This is a genomic window from Nonomuraea sp. NPDC046570, assembly GCF_040645915.1.
Lineage (GTDB): Bacteria > Actinomycetota > Actinomycetes > Streptosporangiales > Streptosporangiaceae > Nonomuraea.
The window spans coordinates 203,154-227,596 of record NZ_JBEYZF010000002.1 but is presented as its reverse complement, the minus strand read 5'-3'; the positions used below and the strand labels follow the sequence as shown (position 1 = coordinate 227,596).

Sequence of the window (24,443 nt, the reverse complement as noted above, 5' to 3'; positions counted from 1 at the left end):
CGTCACTCCCAGGCGAAGCCCGCGTCCGGCGCGTCCTCGCGCAGGACCGAGCCCTCGATCAGGCCGTAGGGCCGGTCGGCCGCGTAGAAGACCTCGTTGTCGTTGTCCAGCCCGAAGGGCGTCAAATCCACCGGGAAGTGGTGCCGGTTCGGCATCACGAAGCGGATCTCGCAGATCTCTCGGCGGGTGTCCAGCGCCCTCTTGCCCATCGCGTACAGCGTCTGCTGCAGCGACAGGCTGTGCGTCCCGGCGAAGGCCTCCAGCAGGCAGCGCCGTACCTCCGTATAGGACTTACCGTACGCCGAGCCGCCGGTCGTGTGCCGCCAGCGGGCGTCGACCTCGGTGGCCAGGATGCGGTCAGTGGTCGGCGGCAGCGTGGTGTACTCGTCCTCGATGAAGCCGTGGAACTCCGAGGCGGTGGAGTTCAGCACGACCAGGTCCTTCAGGCCGGACAGCACGGTGGTGCGGCCGTCCCGGTCGTGGTGCACGACGCAGGTGCGCACCTCCTTGCCGTTGCGGGCGAAGGAGTGCTGCCGGCGGCTCAGCCCGATGTGCGGGGCCTCGTGCGCGGGGACGCGGTCCCAGAGGTACTCCTCGATCTCCACCCTGGCGTGGTGGATCGCCGGGTGGGAGCCGACGAAGTGCCTGGCCAGCAGGAGCGCGAAGTCCTCGATCTGGTCGATGCCGTACTTCCTGGCGAAGGCGAAGACCGTGTTCTTCTGCGTGTCCGTCGGCAGCACCGTGGTGTTGTCGCCGCGCAGGTGGACGGCCTCGGTGTCGCCCGACAGGGAGGTGCTGACCTTGACGTCCTTGAGGTGGTGGACGCTGCCGTCCCGGACGACGCGGACCACCCGGGTCTCCGCCTTGCCGTAGCGGTTGGGCCCGAGAATGACGGTCATGGGCTAGCTCCCTCGGTAGGTGGAGTAGGCGTAGGGGCTGAGCAGCAGCGGCACGTGGTAGTGCTCGGCCGGGTCGCCGACGGTGAAGGTGATCACGACCTCGGGGTAGAAGGTGTCCGCCAGGTAGCCGCCGGTGTCGAAGACCACGCGGTACGTGCCCGCGCCGGGCTGCCAGCCCTTGATCCGCCCGTCCTCGTCGGTACGGCCTTCGGCGAGGGTGCGTCCCTGGTGCTCCAGCCGTACCGTCATGCCCGCGGCGGGCCGTCCGGTGACCGCGTCGAGGACGTGCGTGGAGAAGCTCATCGGGCGCTCACCAGCTTCGCCAGCCGCAGCCGGGTGATCTTCGCGAGTTCGTCCCTGACGACGCGGCGTTCGGTGTCGTCGTCGTTGACCAGCCGCTCGCGCAGCCGGGCGAGCAGGTCCTCGCCGCTCAGGCCGGTCGCGCAGACCAGGTAGACGTGCCCGAACCTGGCCTCGTACGCCTGGTTGCCCTCGGTGAGCGCCTGCCGGGCCCGGTCCTGGACGCCCACCTGCTCCTGCCTCGACCAGGACGCCGTACGGCCCGCGCCGGCGGCGCGCTCGCCGATGCGCGGGTGCGCGTCCAGCGCCTCCAGCACGTCCGGCCAGGCCAGCTCGCGCACCGCGGAGTCCGCCGCCGCGCCGAGCCCCTCCAGGTCGGGGAAGGGGCGCAGGGCGGCCACCGCGCGGGCGAAGGCCCGCGAGGCGCAGCAGGCCAGCAACTCCCGCTCGGCCGCCTCCGGCTCCAGCGCGTTGAGCCCGGCGAGCCCCGGCGAGATCTCCACGTTCGGCATGCCATGAGTACACACACGGCAGATGTCCCCGGTCCAGCGGCAAGAACTCCCAACCGGCCCACGGGTTGCCCAGGTCTTTTCGTGTCATGCTCCAAGCGGGCGGGCTCGCGGAGCGTCGGCGGGCCCCCGGTCCCGAGGAAGGGCATTTCTACCGCTCGCCGCAGGTCACCTGGGAGTGGGCGGGCTCCTACACTGGACCCATCATGACTGCATCTACCCTGATCGGCGGACACGTCTCCGTCGCCGGCGGCCTGGCGACGGGCGGCCTGAAGTACGCGGCCGAGATCGGCGCCGAGATGATCCAGGTGTTCGTCACCAACCCGCGCGGCTGGGCGCTGACGCCCGGCAAGCCCGACGAGGACGCCAAGCTCGCCGAGTCGGGCGTGATGACGTTCATCCACACGCCGTACCTCGTCAACTTCGGCTCGCCCAATCCCGAGACGCTGGCCGGTTCGATCGCGATCACTCGGCACACCCTGCTGCGCGGTCTGGTCTGCGGCGCGAAGGGCGTGGTGGTGCACACCGGGTCGGCGGTCACCCAGTCGCGCGACGACGCGCTGCGCCAGCTCCACGAGCACCTGCTCCCGCTGCTGGAGGAGATCCCCGACGACGGGCCCGACCTGCTGCTGGAGCCGATGGCCGGGCAGGGGGCGATGCTGTGCGCCACGGTCCAGGACCTGGAGCCCTACCTGGCGGCGCTGGACTGGCACCCCCGCGCGACCGTCTGCCTCGACACCTGCCACGCCTTCGCGGCCGGCCACGACCTGGCCGCCGAGGGCGGGGTGGCCGAGACGTTCGACGCGCTGCACGCGATCGCGCCGGGGCGGCTCAAGATGATCCACGCCAACGACTCCAAGGACGTGTGCGGGGCCAAGAAGGACCGGCACGAGAACATCGGGGCCGGGTGCATCGGCGCCGAGCCGTTCGGCGACATCATGCGCCACCCGGCGGTGGCCGGGGTGCCGATCTGCATCGAGACGCCCGGCAAGGCCGACAAGCACCGCGAGGACATCGAGCTGCTGAAGCGGCTCCGCGACGGCGACGGCCGACAAGGCGGATAGGGCCGAGCCCCGGCGGAAGCCGGGGCCGAAGCCCGGAAGGTGTGTCAGGGTGCCCGCCCTCGCGATCCGGCCGCCCCCGTATGGCCGGATCACGGTCCAGCCCGCGGCCACAGCGGGCACCCCTTCACTTCTGCGCGGCAGGCGGGCCCTACCCCCGGTCGAGGGCCCGGCTGCCGTCGTGGTGACCGTCGTGGTCACCGGTGGATCCGCGCACCGGGTCCTGTGTGGGCCTTGCGGCCCGTCCCCCGATGCGGCGGTGTGGCTCTCCGATGCGGAAACACTACGGTTGCGATCTTGTGCATGAAACTGTGTTTTCGGACAGCTCGATGAACGGTCTGTAGTCATCGACATACGGATCGTAGCCTTATGGTGAGCGGTCGCCCTGAGACGACGAGCGGTCCGCTGGGGGGCCCGCGACTTTCTCGGGCAGGTGCATCCTGGCCATCAGCCCCTCCACCTCCGCCGGAATCCGGCCCGGCGTGCACAGCGAGACCACCACCATCACCGCGAAGGCGAGCGGCACCGCGAACACCGCCGGATACTCCGTCACCTGCCACCGCACCGCCCCCAGCAGGTCCGCGCCCACGAACACGGCCGTGAGCCCGCCCCCGGCCAGAAAACCCGCCACCACCCCAGGCCCGGTCAGCCGCCGCCACCAGATGCCCAGCACCAGCAGCGGGCAGAGCGTCGCGGCCGACAGGCTGAAGCCGAGCAGCACCATCAGCACCGAACTGCCGGGACTGGTCAGCGAGGTGAGGGCGAGCGCGACGACCACGACACCGGCCACCGACCGCCGGAAGGCCCGCACACCCGCCCGCGTCACGCAGGCCGACACCGCGCCGCCCACCGCGACCAGCACCCCGCACGAGGTGGCCAGGAACGCCGCGAACGCCCCGGCGGCCAGCAGCCCCGTCAGCACGTCCCCCACGAACCCGGGAAGCATCTTGCCCGGCAGCAGGAGCACGACCTCGTCCGCCCGGGCGTCCGGCACGTGCACGCGCCCCAGGATGCCGTACAGCGGCGGCAGCAGGTAGAAGGCGCCCAGCATGACCTGGGTGGCCACGATCGAGCGGCGGGCGCTGCGCCCGTCGGGGTTGGCGTAGACCCGGACGATGACGTGCGGCAGCCCCATGGTGCCCAGCGCGCAGGCGAACAGGACGGTGAGCACGCCGGGGAGGGAGGGATCGCCCGCGCCCGCGAGCGCCTCGCCCTGCCTGCCGTACGGCTCGGCGAAGCCGGCGATCTCCAGCGGCCCGGGAGAGTCCGCCGCCCCGCACCGCCACGAGCACCAGAGCACCAGCGCGACCCCGGAGAAGACGACCAGCTTCAGCCAGTACTGGGTGGCCTGCACGCTGGTCACGCTGCCCATGCCACCGGCCAGCGCGACCAGGACCGCGACCAGCGCCACCGCCAGCCAGCCCACGACCGGCGGCAGCCCGGTGAGCAGCCGCAGCGCCACCCCCGCCGCGTGAAACTGGCCCACCAGGTAGAGCAGCCCGATGACGAGCACGTCGCAGGTGGCCAGGCGGCGCAGGACCGGCGAGGCGAGCCGCCATTCGGCGAAGTCCGGCAGCGTGTAGGTGCCCGAGCGGCGCAGCGGCGCGACGACGAGCGCCAGCACGATCACGTATCCGGCGGCGGCGCCGACCGGATACCAGAGCATGGGGGCGCCGTGCGTGGCGATCAGCCCGGCCAGCCCGAGGCAGGCCGCCGCCGAGGTGTGCTCGGAACTGATCGCGGCCCCGTTCCACCACGGCCGTACGGCCCTGGCGGCCACGTAGAACTCCGACACGGTCGTGTAGCGCCGCGGCCTGACCGTTCCCACCATCAGCGACACGGTGATCACGAACGCGATTCCGGCGGCGGAGGCCGCGACCGTGGCGCTCACCCCGGGGTCCGGCGTCGATCCCGTTCCGCGCGCTCGGCCCGCCACAGGTGGTGCACGGCCAGCGCGATCCAGAGCGGCTGCACCCCCACCGACAGCACCACCCACACCCCCGTGGGCGAGAGCCTGGTCAGCACGAAGGGCAGGAGCACGAGCACCGCCACCACGACGGACAGCGTGAACGCCGCCACCCGGGCCTGGCGGCGCACGATCCGGCGCACGTCCGCCGCCCCGTCCCGCTCCCCGAGATCGAGCGGGCCCGGCACCCGGTTCACCGTGACCGGGTGCCGGGGCACGGTCACCCGTCTGACGCTCACCGCGGTACGCCGGGCGTGTCCGCCCTGAACTGTCTGACCAGTTGCTCCCTGACCTGCCTGGTGTGCCGGCGGCTGACCGTCAGCGTCTCGGTGCCGACCGTGAGCAGCACCCGCCCGCCGTCGTAGCGCAGCTCGCTGACGTGCTTGGCGGACACCAGCGTGCTGCGGTGCACCCGGATGAAGCCCGAGCTCTCCCAGCGGCGTTCGAGCGCCGCCAGGGACATCCGGACCAGGTAACTGCCGTCGACGGTGTGCAGGCGCACGTAGTCGCCCTTGGCCTCGGCGAACCAGACCGCCTGCTGCGGCACGAACCGGGTCCGCCCACCGAGCTCGACGGGGATGACGTCGTCGGCCCCGTTGGCGCCCGGCGGCGCCGAGGCGGCCTCCAACCGGCGCACGGCCTCGGCCAGCCGGCCGGCGCGCACGGGCTTGAGCAGGTAGTCCACGGCCTCCAGCTCGAAGGCCTGCACGGCGCACTCCTCGTGCGCGGTGACGAAGACGAGGCGCGGCGGGCTGGGAAAGCCGCCGACCAGCCTGGCCAAGTCGAACCCGTCGAGACCTGGCATGCGGATGTCGAGGAACACCCCGTCCAGGCGCTCGCCCGCGCCGATCATCTGGACCATGTCCTGCAGGGCCGTCACACCGTTCGCCGCGATGGACACGTGCTCGACCCTGGCGTCCTGACGGAGCAGGTACGCCAGTTCCTCCAGGGCGGGCACCTCGTCGTCGACGGCCAGTACACGTAGCATCCCCTTACGCTGCCTCAAGAGCGCCCTGCTCACAAGCAACTCGCCAACGCCGCGTAAAGAAATGACTACAATGGGCTATGGGACCTTCGGCACTCGCAGCCGCACCTTCGTCCCCGCGCCGATCGCGGTCTCCACCACCAGGCCGTAGTTCTCGCCGTAGATCTGGCGCAGCCGCACGTCCACGTTGGCCAGCCCGATGCCGCCGCCCTGGCTGAGCGGATCCCGGTCGAGCAGCTCGCGGGCGTGGTCGGGGTCCATGCCCATGCCGTCGTCCTCGACGCTGATGTGCGCCTCGGGCCCGGCGTCGCGCACCACCACCCGCACCTCCCCCGCGCCGTCGCGGGCGCCCATGCCGTGCTTGATGGCGTTCTCCACGAGCGGCTGCAGGCACAGGAAGGGCACCGGCACGGGCAGCACCTCGGGCGCCACCTGCACGCTGAACCGCAGCCGGTCGCCGAACCTGGCCCGCTCCAGCAGCAGGTAGCGGTCGACGCAGGTCAGCTCGTCGGCCAGGGTGGTGAAGTCACGGCCCTTGTGCAGGGCGTAGCGGGAGAAGTCGGCGAAGTCGAGGATCAGCTCGCGGGCCCGGGTCGGGTTGGTGCGGACGAACGAGGCGATCGTGGTCAGCGCGTTGTAGACGAAGTGCGGCGAGATCTGCGCCCGCAGCGCCCGCATCTCGGCCGCCAGCGCCCGCCGCCGCGAGGAGTCCAGCTCGGCCAGCTCCAGTTGCCCCGACAGCCAGCGGGCCACCTCGGTGACGGTACGCACCAGGGCCGCGCTCACCTCGGCGTCGTAGGCGGCCAGGGCGCCGACGACCTCGCCCTCGACGGTGAGCGGCGCGACGACCGCGCCGACCGGCCCGCCCGCGAAGATCTGCGCCCGCCCGGCGGCCATGGCCATCCGCGCCCGCGCCAGCACGTCGTCGTCGCAGACGCCGTCGCAGCCGAGCACGTCGCCCGCGGAGGTGATCGCGACGGCCGAGGTACCGAGCAGGGCCCGCAGGTGGCCCACCGACTTGCGGGCCGACTCGCGGGTCAGCCCGGCGCGCATGGAGGAGGCGGCCAGCGTCGCGATGTGCAGCGTGGCGAAGGTGGCCTCGTCCCGCCAGCCGACCTCCGGCAGCGCGGGGCGCCGCCGGGCGCCGGCGAATCCGAGCAGGAAGGTCAGACCGGACAGCAGCACACAGGCGGCGGTCGACATGGGCGTAACCGTAGCCAATGACGGACCGCGCCCGTGCGCGAACGCTCTGTTACGCGGGCCCCTCTCCCGGCTCCTCCTGATAGGAGTAGCGCTGCTCCCGCCACGGGTCGGCGATGTTGTGGTAGCCGCGCTCCTCCCAGAAGCCGCGCCGGTCCTCCAGGAGGTACTCCACCGCGCGCACCCACTTGACGCTCTTCCAGGCGTACAGGTGGGGCACGACGATGCGCACGGGGTGGCCGCGGTCGGGGGAGATCGGCTTGTTGTCGAGGTCGGTGGCGAACAGCGTGGCGGGGGCGGTGAAGTCGGACATCCGGAGGTTGGCGCCGTAGCCGTACTCCGCCCAGATCATCACGTGCCGGACGCCGGGGGCGGGGGGCGCGACCCGCAGCAGTTCCTGCGCGCTGACCCCGCCCCACTCGTTGCCCATGATGGAGAACTTGGTGACGCAGTGGAAGTCGGCGATCACCGACGTGCGCGGCAGGGCGGCGAACTCCTGCCAGGTGAAGCGGTGTTCCAGGCCCGACGCGGTCGCGCCGTACACCAGGAAGCTCCAGGTGTCGGGTTTGAACTGCGGGACCCTCCCGTAATGGATGACGGGTCGGCCGCGTGGAACGTACTGGCCTGGGGGCAGGCGCGGCTCTTCCACGATCACTCCCCTCGCCGTCTCGTGGTCTTGGGCCATCCTGCCATCGATCACCGGCGTCCTCCGAGCCGGGTCGGGTGGGGTACCATTGCGGCCTATGCGCACCGCGTTCATGTTTTGGTATGGCGACGGACCCTCTGGTCGGACCGTTCGCCACCTGACGCTGCGCTAGCAGACAGGCGAACAGAAGGCCCCGGGTCCATCAGGACCCGGGGCCTTCTGCATGTTCAAGGGAGAAAAGCATGGTCATCGTGATGAGCCCTGAGGCCACCAGGGAAGACGTCGACGCGGTCGTCTCGGTCGTGCAGGCGGCGGGCGTGGAGGCGTTCGTCAGCAGCGGGGTCGCCCGCACCATCGTGGGGCTGGTGGGCGACGTGTCGCAGCTCGGCTCGGTCAACCTGCGCGGCATGGGCGGGGTGGCCGACGTCATGCGGGTGTCGACGCCGTACAAGCTGGTCAGCAGGGAGAACCACCCGCAGCGGTCGACAGTACGGGTGGGCGGGGTGCCGATCGGCCCCGACACGGTGACGCTGATCGCCGGGCCGTGCGCGGTGGAGACGCCGCAGCAGACGCTGGAGGCGGCCGAGATGGCCAAGGCGGCGGGCGCGACGCTGCTGCGCGGTGGCGCCTACAAGCCGCGCACCTCGCCGTACGCCTTCCAGGGGCTTGGTGAGGCGGGGCTGCGCATCCTGGCCGACGTGCGCGAGCAGACCGGCCTGCCGGTCGTCACCGAGGTGGTGGACGCGCACGACGTGGAGCTGGTCGCCTCCTACGCGGACATGCTGCAGGTCGGCACCCGCAACGCGCAGAACTTCGCGCTGCTGCAGGCGGTCGGCGCGGCCGGTCGGCCGGTCATGCTGAAGCGCGGCATGAACGCCACCATCGAGGAGTGGCTGATGGCGGCGGAGTACATCGCCCAGCGCGGCAACCTGGACATCGTGCTGTGCGAGCGGGGCATCCGGACGTTCGAGACCGCGACCCGCAACACTTTGGACGTGTCGGCGGTGCCGGTGGCCCAGCGGCTGTCGCACCTGCCGGTCATCGTCGACCCGTCGCACTCGGGCGGTCGCCGGGACCTGGTGCTGCCGCTGACCCGCTCGGCGATCGCGGTGGGCGCCGACGGCGTGATCATCGATGTGCACCCGCAGCCCGAGCAGGCGCTGTGCGACGGGCCGCAGGCGCTGGTCAACGGTGACCTGCGGGAGCTGGCCCGGATCATGCGGAGCTTCCCGCAGCTGATGGGCAAGGGCGTGGTGGGAGACACGCTGACCGTCTGACGCCATGGGTTTTGAACGGCCACGAGCACCCTTGAACGTACGGCGGGCCGGCCACGAGCCGCCTGCCGTACTCATGAGTAACTAAGTACGTCACCGCATGCGCGGGCACCCCCGCCGTCGCGATGATCGGGGCATGAGCAAGCCCATCCAGAACACCCAGACTGCCGCGTTCTACATCCAGGCCGTCCTGTCGTTCGGACTCGCGCTCGTCGCGGTCGCGATCGGGATCGCCTACCTGCCCGCCGACGGCTGGATCAGGGCCTTCCTCACCGTCGGCATCCTCTACCTGGTGACCTCGACGTTCACCCTGGCCAAGGTGGTGCGCGACCGGCAGGAGCGGGCCGTGGTGACCCAGCGGGTCGACCAGGCCCGCCTGGACAAGCTGCTGGCCGAGCACGACCCGTTCAAGGTCGACGTCTAGATCTTGTACTCCTGGATGGAGTCGGCCAGTTGCACCGCGAGTTCCTCGGCGTCGAGCCGCTTCTCGATCAGCTTCAGGTCCTCGATCTTGGCGCGGGTCTCCGCGCGCTTGGGGGCCAGCAGCGAGCAGCAGTCCTCGTCGGGGAGCTCGGAGATCTCCAGCGTGCCGATCCGCCTGGCCTCCGCCATGATCTCGGTCTTGTCCCAGCCGACGAGCGGGCGCAGGATCGGCAGCTCGACCGCGTGGTCCTGGGCGGTGATGTTGGTCAGGGTCTGCGAGGAGACCTGGCCGAGCGCGTCGCCGGTGATCAGCGCCTCGGCGCGGATGCGGTGCGCGACCTCCTCGGCCGTCTTGAGCATCAGCCGCCGCTGCGCGATCACCGCGAGCCGGTCCTGGCCGGAGGTCCTGATCGACTGCTGCGCCTTGCCGAACGGCACCACCCACAGCCGTGATTTGCCCTGGAACCGGTCGAGCTTGCGGACCAGCGCGTACGCCTTGTAGATCGACTCGGAGGTGGTGAAGGGGATGCCGGAGAAGTGCAGGAAGTCGACGTGCAGGCCGCGCCGCATCATCCGGTAGGCGGCCACCGGCGAGTCGATGCCGCCCGACATCAGCACCAGGCCCCGGCCGCTGGTCCCGACGGGCAGGCCGCCCTGTCCCGGCAGGCCGTCGGTGAAGACGAACACCTCGTCGCGGTCGACCTCGATGTGCACGGTCAGCTCGGGGTTCTTGAGCCGGACGGGCAGGCCGTACCGGTCGTTGATCTCGCCGCCGACCAGGCGGTCGAGCTCGTTGGAGCGCAGCGGGAAGCGCTTGTCGCGGCGGCGGGAGCGGACCGCGAAGGTCGCCTTCCTGGCCACCTCGGGCCGGTCCTTGATCAGCTCGATCGCGGCCTTGACCACCGTGTCAGGGTCCTTGGCCACCTTCCAGGCGCGGTGGATCCAGACCAGGCCGGGCACGTCGGCGATCCGCTGGGCGACCGCGTCGGCCTGCTCCACGCTGGTGCCCTCAGGCAGGAAGACCGCGATGACGCCGTGCCGCTTGCGCACATCGATCTTGAGGTCGAACTCCTTGAGCGCGGCGGTGATGTTGCCGACCAGCCGCCGCTCGAAGAGCTCGCGGTTCTTGCCCTTGAGAACGATCTCGCCCAGTTTGAGCAGAACGCATGGCTCGCCCAGGGCGTGCATCGTCATGGTGGAACCTCCGTTGGCTTGTGCGACCCACCGAGTTTAGTCCTCGTCGAGCCCTTGCTCGATCGCATATCGGACCAGCTCCACCCGGTTGTGCAGTTGCAGCTTGTTCAGAGTGTTCTGCACGTGGTTCTGCACGGTCCGGTGTGACAGGACGAGCCGGTCGGCGATCTGCTTGTACGACAGGCCCTTGGCCACCAGGCGCAGCACCTCGGTCTCCCGCTCGGTCAGCCTCGGCCCCTGCTCGGGCGAGGGTTGCGTGGCCAGCCTGCGGTACTCGCCCAGCACCAGCCCGGCCAGCCCCGGGGTGAACACCGCGTCGCCGTGCGCGGTCCGCGCCACCGCGTCGAGGAACTCCGCCCGGCTCGCCGATTTCACCAGATATCCGGAGGCGCCCGCCTTGACGGCTTCGAGGACGTCCGCCTGCTCGGCGCTGGCCGACAGCACCAGCACCCTCGGCGGCTCCTCCAGGGCGGCCAGCCCCTTGGCCACCTCGGCTCCTGACAGGTCGGGCAACTGCAGGTCGAGCACGACCACCTCGGGCCGCACCGCCGCCGCCACGCGCAGCGCCTGCCGCCCCTCCCCCACGGCGGCGACCACGTCGTACCCCGCCTCACCCAGGTCCCTGGCGACCCCGTCCCGCCACATCGGGTGGTCGTCGACCACCATCACCCGCACGCCCATGGCGCCACTCTAGGCCGCAGCGCATCCTGGAATATGGTCACATGTCAGGAAACCGCGCCCTCTCCCTGCTGTGGCCGCCTACGCCTGCCCCGCGGGCACGGTGATCTCGACCTCGGTGCCCTGACCGGGTGTTGACAGGATCGACACCCGCCCGCCGAGGTCGAGGATCCGCCCGCGGACGGACTGGGCGACGCCGAGCCTGCCGTCCGCCCGCGCCTCCTCCAGCCGCCCCGGCGCGATCCCTGGCCCCTCGTCGCGGACGCTGACGGTCACCTCGCGCTCCCCCTCCTCGGCGAACACCCAGGCGCGCGTGTCCTGACCGCAGTGCCGCCGCACGTTGTCCAGCGCCGCCCGTACGGCCGCCGCCGTCTCCTCGGCCACCCGCGCGGGCAGGATGAGCGGCGTGGCCGGCGTCGAGACGACCACCGCGGCCGACCCGAAGCCGAGCAGCAGCGGGCGCAGGTCCTTCGCGCCCGACGGCGGCCGGTCCGCGGTGGCGACCAGCTCGCGCAGCGCCGCCTCCTGCTCACCGGCCAGCCTGCCCAGCTCGGCCGCCTCGCCGCCGATCTCCTGTCCGCGCCGCTGCACCAGGGCGAGCACCTGCAGGACCGAGTCGTGGATGCCGCGGGCCAGCCGTTCGCGCTCGCGCTGCGCGGCCTCCAGTTCGGCGGCCGCGCGCATCCGCTCGCGCTGGGCGTTCTCCAGCTCGACGGCCCGCCCCATGCGCTCCTCCGCCCGCTTGGCCAGCCTGGCCACGTGGCCGACGACCACGCCGGCCAGGAAGAGCAGGACCGCGCCGTTGAGCAGGACGGGCGTGTCGGGCAGGCGGAAGCGCAGCCACAGGTCGGCCGCGGCGACGATGCCCGCCGCGACCGCGCCGGCGCGGCGCCCGCCGTACACCGCCCAGGCGAGCACGGGCGCGGCGACCCAGGTCGCGGGCACCGGCATGGTGCCGACCGCGCCCTGCAGACTCCCCTGCACGTACGGCGTGGCGAGCAGGCACGCGATGGCCACCAGCATGTCGATGACCAGCAGCGGCCACCCGCGCAGCGCCGCGACGGAGTAGACGAAGATCGACGCGGCGGTCCACAGGGCCATGACGGCGATCACTAACCAGCCGAGCACGGCGCGTTCGTAGCCGTCATGCTCGACCATCAGCACGGCCGCGTAGACGAGCGAGGCGACCCGGTACACCGCGATCGCCCGCCAGAAGGGTCCCTCGATCCGCATGAGCCTTTCTCATGTTCCGACAAGTGGTTTGACAGATAGTCGGACTATCCATACAAAACGGCTAGGTCCGCTGGCACAATCCGGAGATCCCTATTGGCAAGGAATCTCATAACATGTCCGCTGTAAATCATTTCACCCAAGGCCCGCTCACGCCCGTGCTCGCCTACGTGATGTCGTGCATCGGGTCGATACTCGGACTAAGGCTCACCGCCCAGGCCAACGCCACGCAGGGCGCGTCCAGGGCCCGCTGGCTGTCCGGCGCGGCCGTCTCCATCGGCGGGACCGGCATCTGGGTCATGCACTTCGTCGCCATGATGGGCTTCGCCGTGGAGGGCACCCAGATCAGGTACGACGTGACGCTCACCGCGGCCTCCGCCGTACTGGCCATCGTGGTGGTCGGCGCCGGACTGTTCCTGGTCTCCTTCGGCGAGGGCCGGATCCTGCCGCTGCTGGGCGGCGGCCTGCTGGCGGGGCTCGGCGTGGCGGGCATGCACTACCTGGGCATGTACGCCATGAACATGTCCGCGCACGTGAGCTACGACCCGGTCATCGTGGCCGTCTCGGTGGCCATCGCGGTCGTCGCGGCCACCGTCGCGCTGTGGTTCACCGTCAGGGTCAAGCGCCCGCTGGCCATCACCGGGGCCGCGCTGATCATGGGTGTGGCCGTCTGCGGCATGCACTACACCGGCATGTTCGCGATGATCGTCAAGGTGCACGCCGAGCCCGGGGCGGTGATGGGCGCCGACGCGCTGTCCTTCCTGGTGCCGCTCATGACGGTGATCAGTCTCATCACGCTGACCATGCTGCTCATGGTCATCCTGTCCCCCTCGGAGCGCGAGATGCGCGAGGACGCCGAACTCATGGCCAGGCTGGAGCAGCGCCGCCGGGCCACCGCGGCACTCGCCCACCACACCGCGCCCCTACCTGCGCATACGCACGAGCGACGCTAGTTGCACGCATAGCGACATCTCGCGCATACTCCCTTGATCCGACCTGTTCAAGGGATATCTCCGCATGTCGCCAATCGATCACTTCTCCCACGGACTGACCACCCCGCTGGCCGCCTACGCCATGTCGAGCCTCGGCTGCATGCTGGGGCTACTGCTCGCCGGCCGGGCGCGCCTCGTCGACCGGGCCGCCGGCCGGTTCTGGCTGGCGGGCGCGGCCGTCGCCATCGGCGGCACCGGCATCTGGACGATGCACTTCATCGCGATGATGGGGTTCTCGGTCCAGGGCACGGCGATCCGCTACGACGTCCCGCTCACCGTCGCCTCGGCGCTCCTGGCGATCGTCGTCGTGGGCGCCGGGCTCCTGCTCACCTCGTCCGGCGACGCCCGTCCGTTGCCGCTGCTCGGCGGCGGGCTGCTCACCGGGCTCGGCGTGGCCGGCATGCACTACCTCGGCATGGCCGCGATGCGGATGTCCGCGCACGTCGACTACGATCCGCTGGTCGTCGGCCTGTCCGTGCTGATCGCCGTCGTGGCGGCGACCGTGGCGCTGTGGTTCGCGATGCGCGTGACCGGCGCCCTCGCCATCGGCGGCGCGGCGCTCATGATGGGCATCGCGGTCTGCGGCATGCACTACACCGGCATGTTCGCGATGGCCGTACGGCTCACGCCGGGCCGGGGCCCGCTGCCCGGCGCCGAGGCGATCGCCTTCCTGCTGCCGCTGATCGTCGGCATCAGCGTGGTCACCATGGGGCTGCTGCTGACGGTCGTGCTCTCCCCCTCGGCCAAGGAGCTGCGCGAGGACGCCGCCTTCCGCGAGCGCCTCCGCCGGACCGACGACGACCAGGCCGAGCGCAACCTCTTCGGCGGTTGAGGTGGTACGGCCTGCGCCGACGCGGGCCGCGACTGTCGCGGCGCAAGCCGTACCCGGAGGGGGTGGGGCGGTTTCCCGCCCTTGCCTCGAAGGTACGGCCCGCCACTTGCAGATTACTTACAGTGACGATCAGCCGAAGAAGACCTCGGCCTCCGCGTATCGCCAGGTGGGGACGGTCTTGAGTTCGGAGGTGGCCTGGTCCAGGCTGATCCGGACGATGTCGGTGCCCTGCAGCGCCACCATTTGCCCGAAGTCGCCCTCGTGCACGGCGTCGATCGCCTGCAGGCCGAACCTGGTGGCCAGCACCCGGTCGAACGCGGTGGGGGTGCCGCCGCGCTGGATGTGGCCGAGCACGGTCGTGCGGGCCTCCTTGCCGGTGCGCTTCTCGATCTCCTTGGCCAGCACCTCGCCGATGCCGCCCAGCCGTACATGCCCGAAGGCGTCGAGCTCGCCCGCCTGTTGGGCCATCTGCCCCTCGATCGGGTGCGCGCCCTCGGCGACCACGATGATCGGGGAGTAGCGGGTGCGGAAGCGGGACTCGACGTACTCGCAGACGCGGTCGATGTCGAAGGGCTTCTCCGGGATGAGGATGACGTTCGCGCCGCCCGCCATGCCCGCGTGCAGCGCGATCCAGCCCGCGTGACGGCCCATGACCTCGCAGATCAGCGCCCGGTGGTGGGACTCGGCCGTGGTGTGCAGCCGGTCGATCGCCTCGGTGGCGATGTTGACCGCGGTGTCGAAGCCGAAGGTGAAGTCGGTGCCGTTGAGGTCGTTGTCGATGGTCTTGGGCACGCCGACGACCTTCACGCCGCGGTCGTAGAGCTGCTTGGCCACACCGAGGGTGTCCTCGCCGCCGATGGCGATCAACGCGTCGACGCCGCCCGCGGCGAGGTTCTCCTTGATCCGGTCGACTCCGCCGTCAATCTTGATCGGGTTGGTCCGCGACGAGCCGAGGATCGTGCCCCCGCGGGGCAGGATCCCGCGCACGGCCTGGATGTCCAGCGGCATGGTGTCGCCCTCCAGGGGACCGCGCCAGCCGTCCCGGAATCCGACGAACTCATGCCCGTAAACACTCACGCCCTTGCGGACGACAGCCCTGATCACGGCATTCAGACCGGGGCAGTCGCCGCCTCCGGTGAGCACTCCAACACGCATGGCGGGTTCCTCCAGATGGGGTTCACGGCCAAACTAATGGGGTGGTGCGGTCGGCGACGGGCGCCGACGCAACGCATTGTGCCTTGTGGTGACAACAATGGTCTAGACCAAAAGGTGGAGCGCGTGAGCGTTTTGGCGATAGACGCGGGGACGACCGGGGTGACCGCGCTCGTCGTCACCGAGGACGGGCAGATCGACTCACGAGGGTATGAGGAATTTGCCCAGTATTTTCCGGAAGCGGGATGGGTGGAGCACGCGCCCGAGGGGATCTGGCAGGCGACGCTCGCGGCCTGCCGTACCGCGCTGGACCGGGCCTCCAGTGTGCCCACCTGTGTCGGGCTGACCAACCAGCGGGAGACCGCGGTCCTGTGGGACCGCGAGACGCTGGCCGCGCCGTGCCGCGCGATCGTCTGGCAGGACCGGCGTACGGCGGGCATCTGCGCCCGGCTGCGCGAGGCCGGGCACGAACCCCGGGTCGCCGAGCTGACCGGCCTGCGCCTCGACCCGTACTTCACGGCCTCGAAGTTTACCTGGCTCGCCGAACACGACCCGCGCGCCTGGGCGGGGGTGCGGGAGGGCCGGGTGGCGCTGGGCACGGTCGACTCCTACCTGGTCGCCAGGCTCACCGCGGGCGCGCTGCACGTGACCGACCCGTCCAACGCCTCCCGCACCCTGCTGTACGGCCTGGTCGACGGCGGCTGGAAGGAGGAGCTGTGCGAGCTGTTCGGCGTGCCGATGGACGCCCTGCCGCGGATCGTCCCCAACTACGGCGTGCTCGGGCACACCTCCCCCGGCGCCTTCCTCGGCCTCTCGCTGCCGATCAGCGGCATGGCCGGCGACCAGCAGGCGGCGCTGTTCGGCCAGACCTGTTTCGCGCCCGGCGACGTGAAGTGCACCTACGGCACCGGCTCGTTCATCCTGATCAACACCGGGGACGAGATCGTCAGGTCGGAGGCCGGGCTGCTCACCACGGTGGCCTGGCAGACGCCGGAGGGCGCGCGGACCTACGCGCTGGAGGGCTCGATCTTCGTCACCGGGGCGGCGGTGCAGTGGCTGCGCGACGGGCTCGGCCTGATCGGCAGCGCGCCGGAGTCGGAGGCGCTGGCCCGCACGGTGCCCGACAGCGGCGGCGTGGTGTTCGTCCCGGCCCTCACCGGCCTGGGCGCCCCGCACTGGGACCCCGGCGCGCGCGGCACGATCGTCGGCATCACCCGGGGCACCACCAGGGCGCACCTGGTGCGGGCCACGCTGGAGGCGATCGCGTTCGAGGTGCGCGACGTGGTGGAGGCGATGACGGGCGAGGCGGGCCGGGCGGTGCCGGTGCTCAAGGCCGACGGCGGCGCCAGCGGCAACGATCTGCTCATGCGGCTGCAGGCGGACCAGCTCGGCACGCCCGTGGAGCGCCCGAAGATCCAGGAGACCACGGCTCTCGGGGCGGCGTTCCTGGCCGGCCTCGGCGCGGGCGTGTGGGCCTCGCCCGAGGAACTGCGCAAGACCTGGCATCTCGACCGGCGCTTCGAGCCGGGCGAGCGCGACGAGGCGGGCTACGAGCGCTGGCGCCGGGCCGTGGAGAGATCCCGCGACTGGGCGTCAACCTAGAGTTGACGATTCTCCCTGCGTCAACCTAGAGTTGACGCATGGAGAACGCGCCTCGTCTCGACGAGCTCATCAACGTGATCAAGGGCAGGCACCCGGGCGGCGACGCCCTGGAGGAGCTCACCGACGCCGTACTGCTCGGGGAGCACCTGGGCGAGCTGGCCGACCACCTCATCGGCCACTTCGTCGACCGCGCCCGCCACTCCGGCGCCTCGTGGACGGACATCGGCCGCAGCATGGGCGTCACCAAGCAGGCCGCCCAGAAGCGCTTCGTACCCAAAGTGGGCGACCTGCGCACCTATGAGCGCTACACCGACAGGGCGCGGCACGTGATCGTGCAGGCCCAGCAGGAGGCCCGGACCGGCGGCCGGGCGCACATCCTGCCCGAACACCTCGTCCTCGGGCTGCTGCACGAGCCCGACGGGCTGGCCGCCAAGGCCATGGAGGCCGCGGGCGCCTCCCTGGAGGCGGTCAGGGAGGCGACCACCGCCGCGCTCGGCCCCGCCGACGGCGAGGCGCCCGCGGAGGTGACCTTCAGCCCGCAGGGCGTCAAGGCGCTGGAGCTCACGCTGCGCGAGGCCCTGCGCCTCGGCCACAACTACATCGGAACCGAGCACCTGCTGCTCGGCGTGCTCGCGCTCGGCGAGGGCGACGCGGTGGCGGTGCTGGAGTCCCTCGGCGTGACCAAGGACCGGATCGAGGCGGACATCCTCCGCCGCCTGGCGGAGATCACCCGCAACCTGAACGGCGGCTGACCTACCTCAGCGGCAGCACGCAGCTGGGAGTCTCGACGGCGAGCACCTGGACGGCGGGCGCCGGCAGACCGTCCTTCAGCGGCAGTACGGCCAGGCCGCCGGAGTTCTGGTTGGCGACGTACAGGCGCTCGCCGTCGATGGCGAAGTGGCGCGGCCAGTCGCCGCCGCTGGGCACCTCGGCGACCGGCGTCAGGTCGCCCGCCCGGAACACCGAGATCGTGTTGGGCCCCCTGTTGGCGACGTACACGAGATCGCCGGACAGCTCGATGTGCGAAGGGTAGTTGACCCCCTCGACCGCCGACGCGCGCACCCCGGCCGTCCGGCCCGTCGCGTGGTCGATCAGGCTGATGACGCCGTCCAGCTCGCCCGCGACATACCAGGTGTCGCCCGCGACGACCATGTGCCGCGGCCCGCTGCCCGGTGCGAGCGCGAAGGCGCCGAGGAACTCGCCCCGCAGGTCGTAGCGGCGGACCTCGTCGGTGCCGAGGTCGGTGATGTAGAGCAGGTCGCCGTCGAAGACCGCCTGGTGGGCGTGCGCGCCCTCCTGCCGCCCCGCGACCGGCCCGCTGCCCCGGTACCGCAGTACGACGGGCTCGCCCGTGAAGGCGCCGGAGGCGTCGAGGCGGTGCAGGCTGGCCGTGCCGTCGCCGTAGTTGGCCACCGCGAGCACCTCGCCCGACGGGTGGACGGCCACGTGGCAGGGGCTGTCACCCTCGCTGGAGCGGGCGTCGAGCTCGCTCAGCCGCCCGTCCTCGACGCGGTACGCCGCCACCATGCCCCGGTCGTTCTCCGCCACGCTGTAGACCACCGGCAGCGTCGGGTGCGCGGCCAGGAACGAGGCGTGGTGCGCCGGCTTGGCCGCGACGACGCCGAGCGAGTCGTCGATCGTGGTGAGGTGGGCGCCGTATCCGCCGATCAGGAGGTGCTTCACAGAGGACATCCTTTCATGCTTGACTATGGCAATGAATTCGTTGCTGGAAGCAAGGGTTTTGGAGGTCCGAGCCTTCAACCGCTTCTACACCAAGCTGATCGGCGTGCTTCAGGCGGGCATGCTCGACTCGCCCTATTCCCTGGCCGAGGTGCGGGTGCTGTTCGAGCTCGCGCAGGGCGGCTCCATGGCGACCGGTGAGCTGCGCGCGCTGCTCGACCTCGACGCGGGCTACCTCAGCCGGATTCTGTCCCGCCTCGAAGGCGAAGGGCACCTCAGCCGGGAGCGGTCGGCGGCCGACGCGCGCAAGCAGGTCGTCTCGATGACCGACGCCGGCGCCACCGCCTTCGCCGGGCTGGACGCGCGCTCCGCCGAGGAGATCGGCTCGATGCTGGGCGCGCTGGGCGAGGACGGGCAGCGGCGGCTGGTGGCGGGCATGGCGGCGATCCGGCAGGTGCTCGACCCTGGCGCCGGGGAGCGGGAGCCGTATGTCATCAGGTCGCCGCGGGCGGGAGACCTCGGGTGGGTCGTGCAGCGGCATGGTGAGCTCTACGCGCGCGAGCAGGGCTGGGGGCTGGACTTCGAGCGGCTCGTCTCCGGGATCGTGGCGAACCTCGACCCGCGCGCCGACACCGGGTGGATCGCCGAGGTCGGCGGCGAGCGCGCCGGGTGCGTCTTCTGCGTGCGCAAGGACGAGCGGACCGCCCAATTGCGGATGCTGCTCGTCGAGCCGTCGGCCAGAGGGCTCGGCCTCGGGCGCAGGCTCGTGGAGGAGTGCCTGCGGCACGCCAGGGCCGAGGGGTACCGGCGGATCATGCTGTGGACGCGCGACTCGCTGGTCAGCGCCAGGCGGATCTACCAGGGGGCCGGGTTCGTCCTGGAATCGGAGGAGAAGGCCGTGGAGAACGGCGTGGACGTGGTCGAGCAGGTCTGGGCGCGCGACCTTTAGCGGCTCAGGCGCGCTGGGGCGGCACCAGGTTCCGGAACGGGCCCGTCACCTCGAAGGTGTGCCCGTCGGTCGGCTTGCCCGAGCGGCCGCGCTGGGAGGAGAAGTAGAGGCGCTTCCCGTCCGGGGAGAAGGCGGGGCCGGTGATCTCCGACCGGCCGTGGCCGTCCAGGCGCAGGAACGGTGAGACCGACCGGTCGGGGGCGATGAGGTTGATCTCCATGTTGCCGCCGTCCTCGGCGACGTACAGGTCGCCCGTAGGGGCGCCGGTGATGTTGTCGACGCCGGTCAGCGGCGAGTCCGCGTCGTAGGCCACGCCCAGCGTGGCGGAGGCCGCGTCGTAGGCCCACACCCGGTTGTCGCCCTTGGTGGTGAAGTAGCAGACGCCGTCGGCGTAGTAGCAGCCCTCGCCGCCGTCGAAGTGCCTGGCCTCCTTCACCTGGTGCCTGGTCGGACGCGGCAGCGCGGCCGGGGACGGCACCGGCTTCCAGATCACCCGCTCGCCCGCGCCGCACATCACCTCCAGGGTGCCCTCGGTCAGGTCGCCCCAGTCGCCGGGCCTGAACCGGTAGAAGCAGCCGTCGGGCTCGTCCTCGGTCAGGTAGACGACCTCGCGGTCGGGGTCGCAGGCGGCCGCCTCGTGCTTGAAGCGGCCCATGGCCAGGCGGGGGCGGGCGGAGCGTTCGCCGTACGGGTCGCACTCGAAGATCCGGCCGCGGGCGATCTCCTCGCACGACAGCCAGGTCCGCCACGGGGTCGCGCCGCCCGCGCAGTTGAGGTTCGCGCCCGACAGGATCCGGTAGGCGTCCCGGATCGAGCCGTCCTTGCCGAAGCGCACCGCCGAGGCGCCGCCGAGCAGCGGGACCTCGCAGTTGGAGACGTAGATCCAGCCTTCGCCGTCGGGGAAGCAGGCGCCGCCGTCGGGGGCGGCGTGCCAGGTCAGGCCGCCGACCTTGTGGCCGGTGCGGGCTATGAGCCTGCTGGTGAACCCGTCGGGCAGGGCCAGGCCGTTCGTGTCGGGGACCTTGAGCGGGCCGTACCGGCCGGGGCCCGGGCGGACCTCGGCCGCCCCGTGCCAGAGCGAGCCCGTGAAGACCGCCGTGATCGCCGCCGCCCCCGTGCAGAGGAGAGTCCTGCGCAACATGTTCGAGCCTCCTGTCGCTGCCACGCTAGGCCGGGCGGGGACCTCAGTCGATCGAAACGACATGAATGAAGGGGTTCCCATACCCAAACCACACGCGAACCCTGCCCATCCGGGAACAGGAGAATCCCCGTCCCGGGTCTGCCGGGAGTCGCGGGCCGGGCAGGGGAAAGCCCGGGTCCCCCGTGTTCGGGGAGCCCGGGCCCGGCTGAGTGGCGCCGTTCAGGGTCAGCGCTGTGCCTGGAACATCCAGTGCTGCTTGTCGATGTCCTGGGCGACCGCGATGAGCAGGTCCTGGCTGACGGGGTCCGGCTCGTCGGTGGCGGCGATCCGCGCGCGGAGCCTGGCGGCGACGCCCTCCAGGATGTCGGTCAGGGTCGCGACCACCTTGCCGTCCTCGATCCACCCCGCCTCGGGCTGCTGGACCGAGGTGGTCCTGGCGACGGTGGCGGAGCGGCCGTCGGGGTTGATGCCCAGGGCCACCGCGCGCTCGGCGATGGCGTCGGCGTGCTCGCGGGCGATGGCCACCAGCTCGTCGAGCTGGAGGTGGATCGGGCGGAACTGGTGACCGATGACGTTCCAGTGCGCCTGCTTGGCCACCAGCGAGAGATCGATGAGATCGACCAGGGCACCCTGGAGGGCCTCCGCGACGACCTTCTTCGCCTCGCCCCGCAGCGGACCGGTGATCGGAGCCATGTTGTCTTCCTCCCCGTCGTTCGGCAATCGGCTTGCACCTGGAAGAACACTTCGGCCGGGCCGATTCTTCCCTGGTTGACACTGTAACAATGACAGTGTCATTGTGGGGGTATGGAGGAGACCTGGACGATCGCCGAGCTGGCCGAGCGAGCGGCAGGCGCGCTGCGCGCGGACGCCCAGCAGGTCAACGGCCGGGTGCGTGAAGTGCCCGGCGAACGCCAGATCAGGTGGTATACGACGATCGGCCTGGTCGATCCCCCCTTGACCAGGCGCGGCCGGGTGGCCCGCTACGGCCGACGGCACCTCCTGCAACTGGTCGCCGTCAAGCGCCTGCAGGCCGGGGGCCACTCCCTGGCCGACATCCAGACCCGCCTGACCGGCGCCACCGACACCACACTCGAAGAGACCGCCCAGCTCCCCGCGACTCCGGCACTCCCGGGACAGACGGGCGAGCCCGCCCCACCGCCCACACCGCCCCCAGGCACCGCGCCTGAGAAGAGCCGGGAGCGGTTCTGGGCCCATCCGAGCCCTGAGCCGGGTCCGGGTCCGGGTCCGGGTCCGGGTCCGGGGCAAGGAGACGCCGGGAGTGGGGTGGCCGCGCAGGTGGGGGCGGGGCTGCTGCACGGAGTGAGGTTGGCGCCGGGGGTCGCGTTGCTCGTCGACGGCGCCGGCCGTACGCCCACCGAAGAGGACATCGAGGCCGTCCGCGCCGCCGCGGGACCGCTTCTGGCGGTGCTCGAAGAGCGCCGCCTCCGCCACGAAGGGAGCCCGACATGACCGTCCCGATCACCACGCTCGCGCCCGAGCGGTGCCTGCCGACGCCGGAGGCGGGGTTCGGCGCGCTGGAGACCGCGCGCGGCAACCTGCCGCTGGAGAGCCTGGACGTGGCCGCGGACCTGTCCGGGCTGATGGCCGGCGTCCGGGTGGCGCAGGGCTTCCGCAACCCGTTCGACGTGGCCCTGGAGGCGACGTACGTCTTCCCGCTGCCGGACAGGGCGGCCGTGACCGGGTTCGTGATGGAGGCGGACGACCGGGTGATCGAGGGGGTGCTCAAGGAGCGCGGCCAGGCCAGGGCCGACTACGACCGGGCGCTGAGCGAGGGCCGGCGGGCGGCGATCGCCGAGGAGGACCGGCCCGACGTGTTCGCCATCCGCGTCGGCAACATCCTGCCGGGCGAGCGGGTGACGGTACGGCTGACGCTCAGCCAGCCCCTGCCGTACGAGGACGGCGCGGCGACCTTCCGCTTCCCGCTGGTCGTCGCCCCCCGCTACATCCCTGGCGACCCGCTGGACGGCCCGTCGGCGGGCGACGGCGTGGTCCCGGACACCGGCGCGGTGCCGGACGCCTCCCGGATCACCCCGCCCGTCCTGCTGCCCGGCTTCCCGAACCCGGTCCGCCTGTCGCTGACGGTCGACGTGGACCCGGCCGGCCTGGAACTGCGCGAGCTGGCCTCCAGCCTGCACCTGGTACGGCAGGCGGGCACGACGGTCGCGCTGGAGCCGGGCGAGCGGCTGGACCGTGACTTCATCCTCAGGCTGGCCTTCGACGCCTCGACGTCGCTGCTGCTCGACGGCGAGGGCACCTTCGCGCTCACCGTGGTGCCGCCGCCGGTCGAGGCCACCCGGGTGCCGCGCGACGTGGTCCTGGTGCTGGACCGCTCGGGCAGCATGGGCGGCTGGAAGATGGTCGCCGCCAGGCGCGCGGCGGCCAGGATCGTGGACACGCTGACCTCGGCCGACCGGTTCGCGGTGCTGGCGTTCGACTCGGTGGTGGAGAGCGCCTTCGACGGGATGCGGGAGGCCACCGACCGCAACCGCTTCCGGGCGGTCGAGCACCTGGCGCGGGTGGACGCGCGCGGCGGCACGGAGCTGCTGGAGCCGCTGCGCCAGGCGGTGGCGCTGCTGGGCGAGCCGGGACGGGACCGGATCGTGGTGCTGGTGACCGACGGTCAGGTCGGGAACGAGGACCAGATCCTGGAGCAGGCGGGCGGCGCGCTGTCGGCGATGCGGGTGCACGTGGTCGGCATCGACCGGGCGGTGAACGCCGCCTTCCTCGGCCGCCTGGCCGGGCTCGGCGCGGGCCGCTGCGAGCTGGTGGAGTCGGAGGAGCGGCTGGACGCGGCGATGGAGCAGATCCACCGCAGGATCGGCGCCCCGCTGGTCACGGACCTGACCCTGGAGGGCCTCGACCTGGAGCCGGGTACGGTCACCCACCTGGGCTCGATCTTCCCGGGCGTGCCGCTGACGGTGTCGGGCCGCTGCCGGAGCGGCTCGTCGCTGACCGTGCGCGGCGTGGCGGCCGGTGAGCCCTGGACGGAGACGGTGACCGGCGCGGTGACCGCCGGACCCGCCCTGCGGGCCGTCTGGGCGCGGGCGCACCTGCGCGAGCTGGAGGACCGCTACGCGATGGGCGAGCACGGGCTGGAGGAGTCGATCGTGCGGACGTCGCTGACGTACGGCGTGCTGTGCCGCTTCACCGCTTATGTGGCGGTCGACACCCGCCAGGTCGCCGGGGGCGCTCCCGAGCACCGGGTGATCCAGCCGGTCGAGCCGCCGAGCGGCTGGGAGATGCCGGCGTCGGCGATGGCGCCCATGGGGGTGGCGTTCACCGCGATGGCCGCGCCCCCCGGGGCGCCGAGTCCGATGCCGGGCGGAGCCGCGCCGCGCGGACGGATGTTCGCCAAGGCGGCGCCGCCCAAGCCGTACCCGCGGGAGGCCGCCGCGCCGCCCGGCATCGACACGGTCAGGCCGCAACTGCTGACCGAGCTGGAGCGGCTCAGGACGGTGAAGCCGGACGAGCGTCCGCAGTTCCTCGCCGATCTGGGCAGCCGCCTCGCGGCGCTGGCCACCTACCTGGGGGGCCATCCCGAGCTGGCGGCGCTGGCCAGGGAACTGGAGACGGCCGACCGGCCGGGCGCCGACGCGGACGCGCTGTGGCAGCGTGCCGTCGAGGCGCTGGAGAGCCTCACCGGAGGCGGGCGGAAGCGGCCGTTCTGGAAGCGCACCTGACAAGGGGAGGGAGGAAAGCGCATAAAGTG

25 protein-coding genes are annotated in these 24,443 nt (G+C 71.7%); 10 read left to right on the top strand and 15 right to left on the bottom strand.

The genetic code is table 11. The features are described from left to right. Positions 1-2: 2 nt before the first annotated feature. From pucL to uraD, 3 genes are read right to left on the bottom strand one after another with little or no spacing between them, the layout of a single operon-like run. Positions 3-899: a factor-independent urate hydroxylase gene (gene pucL, locus ABZ911_RS04680; RefSeq protein WP_358051873.1), complete on the bottom strand. Its 897-nt coding sequence runs from the start codon at positions 897-899 to the stop codon at positions 3-5. A gap of 3 nt (positions 900-902) precedes the next feature. Then, positions 903-1,202 carry a hydroxyisourate hydrolase gene (gene uraH, locus ABZ911_RS04675; RefSeq protein ID WP_358051871.1) on the bottom strand — a complete coding sequence of 100 codons (300 nt, stop codon included), beginning with the start codon at positions 1,200-1,202 and terminating at the stop codon, positions 903-905. Beyond that, positions 1,199-1,711 carry a 2-oxo-4-hydroxy-4-carboxy-5-ureidoimidazoline decarboxylase gene (gene uraD, locus ABZ911_RS04670; RefSeq protein ID WP_358051869.1) on the bottom strand — a complete coding sequence of 171 codons (513 nt, stop codon included), beginning with the start codon at positions 1,709-1,711 and terminating at the stop codon, positions 1,199-1,201. The genes uraH and uraD overlap by 4 nt, the downstream gene beginning before the upstream one ends. A gap of 203 nt (positions 1,712-1,914) precedes the next feature. Between uraD and ABZ911_RS04665 the strand changes: the two genes are divergently transcribed. Further along, positions 1,915-2,772: a deoxyribonuclease IV gene (locus ABZ911_RS04665; RefSeq protein WP_358051867.1), complete on the top strand. Its 858-nt coding sequence runs from the start codon at positions 1,915-1,917 to the stop codon at positions 2,770-2,772. A 364-nt stretch (positions 2,773-3,136) separates the two neighbouring features. Here ABZ911_RS04665 and ABZ911_RS04660 read toward each other — a convergent pair whose 3' ends face one another. The 5 genes from ABZ911_RS04660 to ABZ911_RS04640 all read right to left on the bottom strand — a co-directional run bounded on the left by ABZ911_RS04660 (position 3,137) and on the right by ABZ911_RS04640 (position 7,569). Then, entirely contained in the window at positions 3,137-4,660 is a 1,524-nt protein-coding gene (locus tag ABZ911_RS04660; RefSeq protein WP_358051865.1) for a cation acetate symporter, read from the bottom strand. Then, positions 4,657-4,974, bottom strand: coding sequence for a hypothetical protein (locus ABZ911_RS04655; protein ID WP_358051863.1), 318 nt, complete (start codon positions 4,972-4,974; stop codon positions 4,657-4,659). The genes ABZ911_RS04660 and ABZ911_RS04655 overlap by 4 nt, the downstream gene beginning before the upstream one ends. Then, positions 4,971-5,723 (bottom strand): LytTR family DNA-binding domain-containing protein, encoded by a 753-nt coding sequence (locus tag ABZ911_RS04650; protein ID WP_358051861.1) that lies wholly within the window; start codon positions 5,721-5,723, stop codon positions 4,971-4,973. The genes ABZ911_RS04655 and ABZ911_RS04650 overlap by 4 nt, the downstream gene beginning before the upstream one ends. Positions 5,724-5,798: 75 nt before the next feature. Next, positions 5,799-6,923, bottom strand: a complete 1,125-nt coding sequence (locus ABZ911_RS04645; RefSeq protein WP_358051859.1) for a histidine kinase — start codon at positions 6,921-6,923, stop codon at positions 5,799-5,801. Positions 6,924-6,972: 49 nt separating this feature from the next. Continuing rightward, positions 6,973-7,569 (bottom strand): molybdopterin-dependent oxidoreductase, encoded by a 597-nt coding sequence (locus tag ABZ911_RS04640; RefSeq protein WP_358051857.1) that lies wholly within the window; start codon positions 7,567-7,569, stop codon positions 6,973-6,975. A gap of 239 nt (positions 7,570-7,808) precedes the next feature. Between ABZ911_RS04640 and aroF the strand changes: the two genes are divergently transcribed. Then, on the top strand, positions 7,809-8,843 hold the full coding sequence (gene aroF / locus ABZ911_RS04635) for a 3-deoxy-7-phosphoheptulonate synthase (protein WP_358051855.1): 1,035 nt from the start codon (positions 7,809-7,811) through the stop codon (positions 8,841-8,843). A gap of 133 nt (positions 8,844-8,976) precedes the next feature. Further along, the gene (locus ABZ911_RS04630; protein WP_358051853.1) at positions 8,977-9,264 is read left to right on the top strand and encodes a YiaA/YiaB family inner membrane protein; all 288 of its coding nucleotides are present in this window, start codon (positions 8,977-8,979) and stop codon (positions 9,262-9,264) included. Here the strand turns inward: ABZ911_RS04630 and thiI are convergent. The 3 genes from thiI to ABZ911_RS04615 form a co-directional block, all read right to left on the bottom strand. Further along, entirely contained in the window at positions 9,261-10,457 is a 1,197-nt protein-coding gene (thiI, locus tag ABZ911_RS04625) for a tRNA uracil 4-sulfurtransferase ThiI (RefSeq protein ID WP_358051851.1), read from the bottom strand. The genes ABZ911_RS04630 and thiI overlap by 4 nt on opposite strands. 36 nt (positions 10,458-10,493) lie before the next feature. Next, complete coding sequence (locus ABZ911_RS04620) at positions 10,494-11,138, bottom strand: response regulator transcription factor (protein WP_358051849.1); 645 nt, start codon at positions 11,136-11,138, stop codon at positions 10,494-10,496. Between the two features lie 78 nt (positions 11,139-11,216). Beyond that, positions 11,217-12,368 (bottom strand): DUF5931 domain-containing protein, encoded by a 1,152-nt coding sequence (locus ABZ911_RS04615; protein WP_358051847.1) that lies wholly within the window; start codon positions 12,366-12,368, stop codon positions 11,217-11,219. 113 nt (positions 12,369-12,481) lie between these two features. On the opposite strand from ABZ911_RS04615, the gene ABZ911_RS04610 reads away from it, so the two are divergent. Continuing rightward, complete coding sequence (locus ABZ911_RS04610) at positions 12,482-13,318, top strand: MHYT domain-containing protein (protein ID WP_358051845.1); 837 nt, start codon at positions 12,482-12,484, stop codon at positions 13,316-13,318. A 64-nt stretch (positions 13,319-13,382) separates the two neighbouring features. After that, positions 13,383-14,189 (top strand): MHYT domain-containing protein, encoded by an 807-nt coding sequence (locus ABZ911_RS04605; RefSeq protein WP_358051843.1) that lies wholly within the window; start codon positions 13,383-13,385, stop codon positions 14,187-14,189. A 129-nt stretch (positions 14,190-14,318) separates the two neighbouring features. Here the strand turns inward: ABZ911_RS04605 and ABZ911_RS04600 are convergent, their stop codons facing one another. After that, positions 14,319-15,344 carry a 6-phosphofructokinase gene (locus tag ABZ911_RS04600; protein WP_358051841.1) on the bottom strand — a complete coding sequence of 342 codons (1,026 nt, stop codon included), beginning with the start codon at positions 15,342-15,344 and terminating at the stop codon, positions 14,319-14,321. Between the two features lie 123 nt (positions 15,345-15,467). Between ABZ911_RS04600 and glpK the strand changes: the two genes are divergently transcribed. After that, complete coding sequence (gene glpK / locus ABZ911_RS04595; protein ID WP_358051839.1) at positions 15,468-16,943, top strand: glycerol kinase GlpK; 1,476 nt, start codon at positions 15,468-15,470, stop codon at positions 16,941-16,943. Between the two features lie 38 nt (positions 16,944-16,981). After that, positions 16,982-17,695, top strand: coding sequence for a Clp protease N-terminal domain-containing protein (locus tag ABZ911_RS04590; RefSeq protein WP_358051837.1), 714 nt, complete (start codon positions 16,982-16,984; stop codon positions 17,693-17,695). 1 nt (position 17,696) lies between these two features. On the opposite strand, the gene ABZ911_RS04585 is transcribed toward ABZ911_RS04590, so the two are convergent. Further along, positions 17,697-18,626, bottom strand: coding sequence for a beta-propeller fold lactonase family protein (locus ABZ911_RS04585; protein WP_358051835.1), 930 nt, complete (start codon positions 18,624-18,626; stop codon positions 17,697-17,699). 58 nt (positions 18,627-18,684) lie between these two features. Here ABZ911_RS04585 and ABZ911_RS04580 point away from each other — a divergent pair, with 58 nt between their 5' ends. Further along, positions 18,685-19,572, top strand: a complete 888-nt coding sequence (locus ABZ911_RS04580) for a helix-turn-helix domain-containing GNAT family N-acetyltransferase (RefSeq protein ID WP_358051833.1) — start codon at positions 18,685-18,687, stop codon at positions 19,570-19,572. A gap of 4 nt (positions 19,573-19,576) precedes the next feature. Here ABZ911_RS04580 and ABZ911_RS04575 read toward each other — a convergent pair whose 3' ends face one another. Continuing rightward, positions 19,577-20,713 carry an alkaline phosphatase PhoX gene (locus tag ABZ911_RS04575; protein WP_358051831.1) on the bottom strand — a complete coding sequence of 379 codons (1,137 nt, stop codon included), beginning with the start codon at positions 20,711-20,713 and terminating at the stop codon, positions 19,577-19,579. 225 nt (positions 20,714-20,938) lie between these two features. After that, positions 20,939-21,406 carry a DNA starvation/stationary phase protection protein gene (locus tag ABZ911_RS04570; RefSeq protein ID WP_358051829.1) on the bottom strand — a complete coding sequence of 156 codons (468 nt, stop codon included), beginning with the start codon at positions 21,404-21,406 and terminating at the stop codon, positions 20,939-20,941. A gap of 111 nt (positions 21,407-21,517) precedes the next feature. On the opposite strand from ABZ911_RS04570, the gene ABZ911_RS04565 reads away from it, so the two are divergent. Both ABZ911_RS04565 and ABZ911_RS04560 read left to right on the top strand, forming a co-directional pair. Further along, positions 21,518-22,183, top strand: coding sequence for a MerR family transcriptional regulator (locus tag ABZ911_RS04565; RefSeq protein WP_358051828.1), 666 nt, complete (start codon positions 21,518-21,520; stop codon positions 22,181-22,183). Next, the gene (locus ABZ911_RS04560; protein ID WP_358051827.1) at positions 22,180-24,414 is read left to right on the top strand and encodes a VIT domain-containing protein; all 2,235 of its coding nucleotides are present in this window, start codon (positions 22,180-22,182) and stop codon (positions 24,412-24,414) included. The genes ABZ911_RS04565 and ABZ911_RS04560 overlap by 4 nt, the downstream gene beginning before the upstream one ends. Positions 24,415-24,443 lie beyond the last annotated feature (29 nt).

What these genes read in the sequence shown, in the direction of transcription:
- pucL (WP_358051873.1), bottom strand. Translation starts at nt 899, where the DNA reads ATGACCGTCATTCTCGGGCCCAACCGCTACGGCAAGGCGGAGACCCGG.
- uraH (WP_358051871.1), bottom strand. Translation starts at nt 1,202, where the DNA reads ATGAGCTTCTCCACGCACGTCCTCGACGCGGTCACCGGACGGCCCGCC.
- uraD (WP_358051869.1), bottom strand. Translation starts at nt 1,711, where the DNA reads ATGCCGAACGTGGAGATCTCGCCGGGGCTCGCCGGGCTCAACGCGCTG.
- ABZ911_RS04665 (WP_358051867.1), top strand. Translation starts at nt 1,915, where the DNA reads ATGACTGCATCTACCCTGATCGGCGGACACGTCTCCGTCGCCGGCGGC.
- ABZ911_RS04650 (WP_358051861.1), bottom strand. Translation starts at nt 5,723, where the DNA reads ATGCTACGTGTACTGGCCGTCGACGACGAGGTGCCCGCCCTGGAGGAA.
- ABZ911_RS04645 (WP_358051859.1), bottom strand. Translation starts at nt 6,923, where the DNA reads ATGTCGACCGCCGCCTGTGTGCTGCTGTCCGGTCTGACCTTCCTGCTC.
- aroF (WP_358051855.1), top strand. Translation starts at nt 7,809, where the DNA reads ATGGTCATCGTGATGAGCCCTGAGGCCACCAGGGAAGACGTCGACGCG.
- ABZ911_RS04630 (WP_358051853.1), top strand. Translation starts at nt 8,977, where the DNA reads ATGAGCAAGCCCATCCAGAACACCCAGACTGCCGCGTTCTACATCCAG.
- thiI (WP_358051851.1), bottom strand. Translation starts at nt 10,457, where the DNA reads ATGACGATGCACGCCCTGGGCGAGCCATGCGTTCTGCTCAAACTGGGC.
- ABZ911_RS04620 (WP_358051849.1), bottom strand. Translation starts at nt 11,138, where the DNA reads ATGGGCGTGCGGGTGATGGTGGTCGACGACCACCCGATGTGGCGGGAC.
- ABZ911_RS04615 (WP_358051847.1), bottom strand. Translation starts at nt 12,368, where the DNA reads ATGCGGATCGAGGGACCCTTCTGGCGGGCGATCGCGGTGTACCGGGTC.
- ABZ911_RS04610 (WP_358051845.1), top strand. Translation starts at nt 12,482, where the DNA reads ATGTCCGCTGTAAATCATTTCACCCAAGGCCCGCTCACGCCCGTGCTC.
- ABZ911_RS04605 (WP_358051843.1), top strand. Translation starts at nt 13,383, where the DNA reads ATGTCGCCAATCGATCACTTCTCCCACGGACTGACCACCCCGCTGGCC.
- ABZ911_RS04600 (WP_358051841.1), bottom strand. Translation starts at nt 15,344, where the DNA reads ATGCGTGTTGGAGTGCTCACCGGAGGCGGCGACTGCCCCGGTCTGAAT.
- ABZ911_RS04590 (WP_358051837.1), top strand. Translation starts at nt 16,982, where the DNA reads ATGGAGAACGCGCCTCGTCTCGACGAGCTCATCAACGTGATCAAGGGC.
- ABZ911_RS04575 (WP_358051831.1), bottom strand. Translation starts at nt 20,713, where the DNA reads ATGTTGCGCAGGACTCTCCTCTGCACGGGGGCGGCGGCGATCACGGCG.
- ABZ911_RS04570 (WP_358051829.1), bottom strand. Translation starts at nt 21,406, where the DNA reads ATGGCTCCGATCACCGGTCCGCTGCGGGGCGAGGCGAAGAAGGTCGTC.
- ABZ911_RS04565 (WP_358051828.1), top strand. Translation starts at nt 21,518, where the DNA reads ATGGAGGAGACCTGGACGATCGCCGAGCTGGCCGAGCGAGCGGCAGGC.
- ABZ911_RS04560 (WP_358051827.1), top strand. Translation starts at nt 22,180, where the DNA reads ATGACCGTCCCGATCACCACGCTCGCGCCCGAGCGGTGCCTGCCGACG.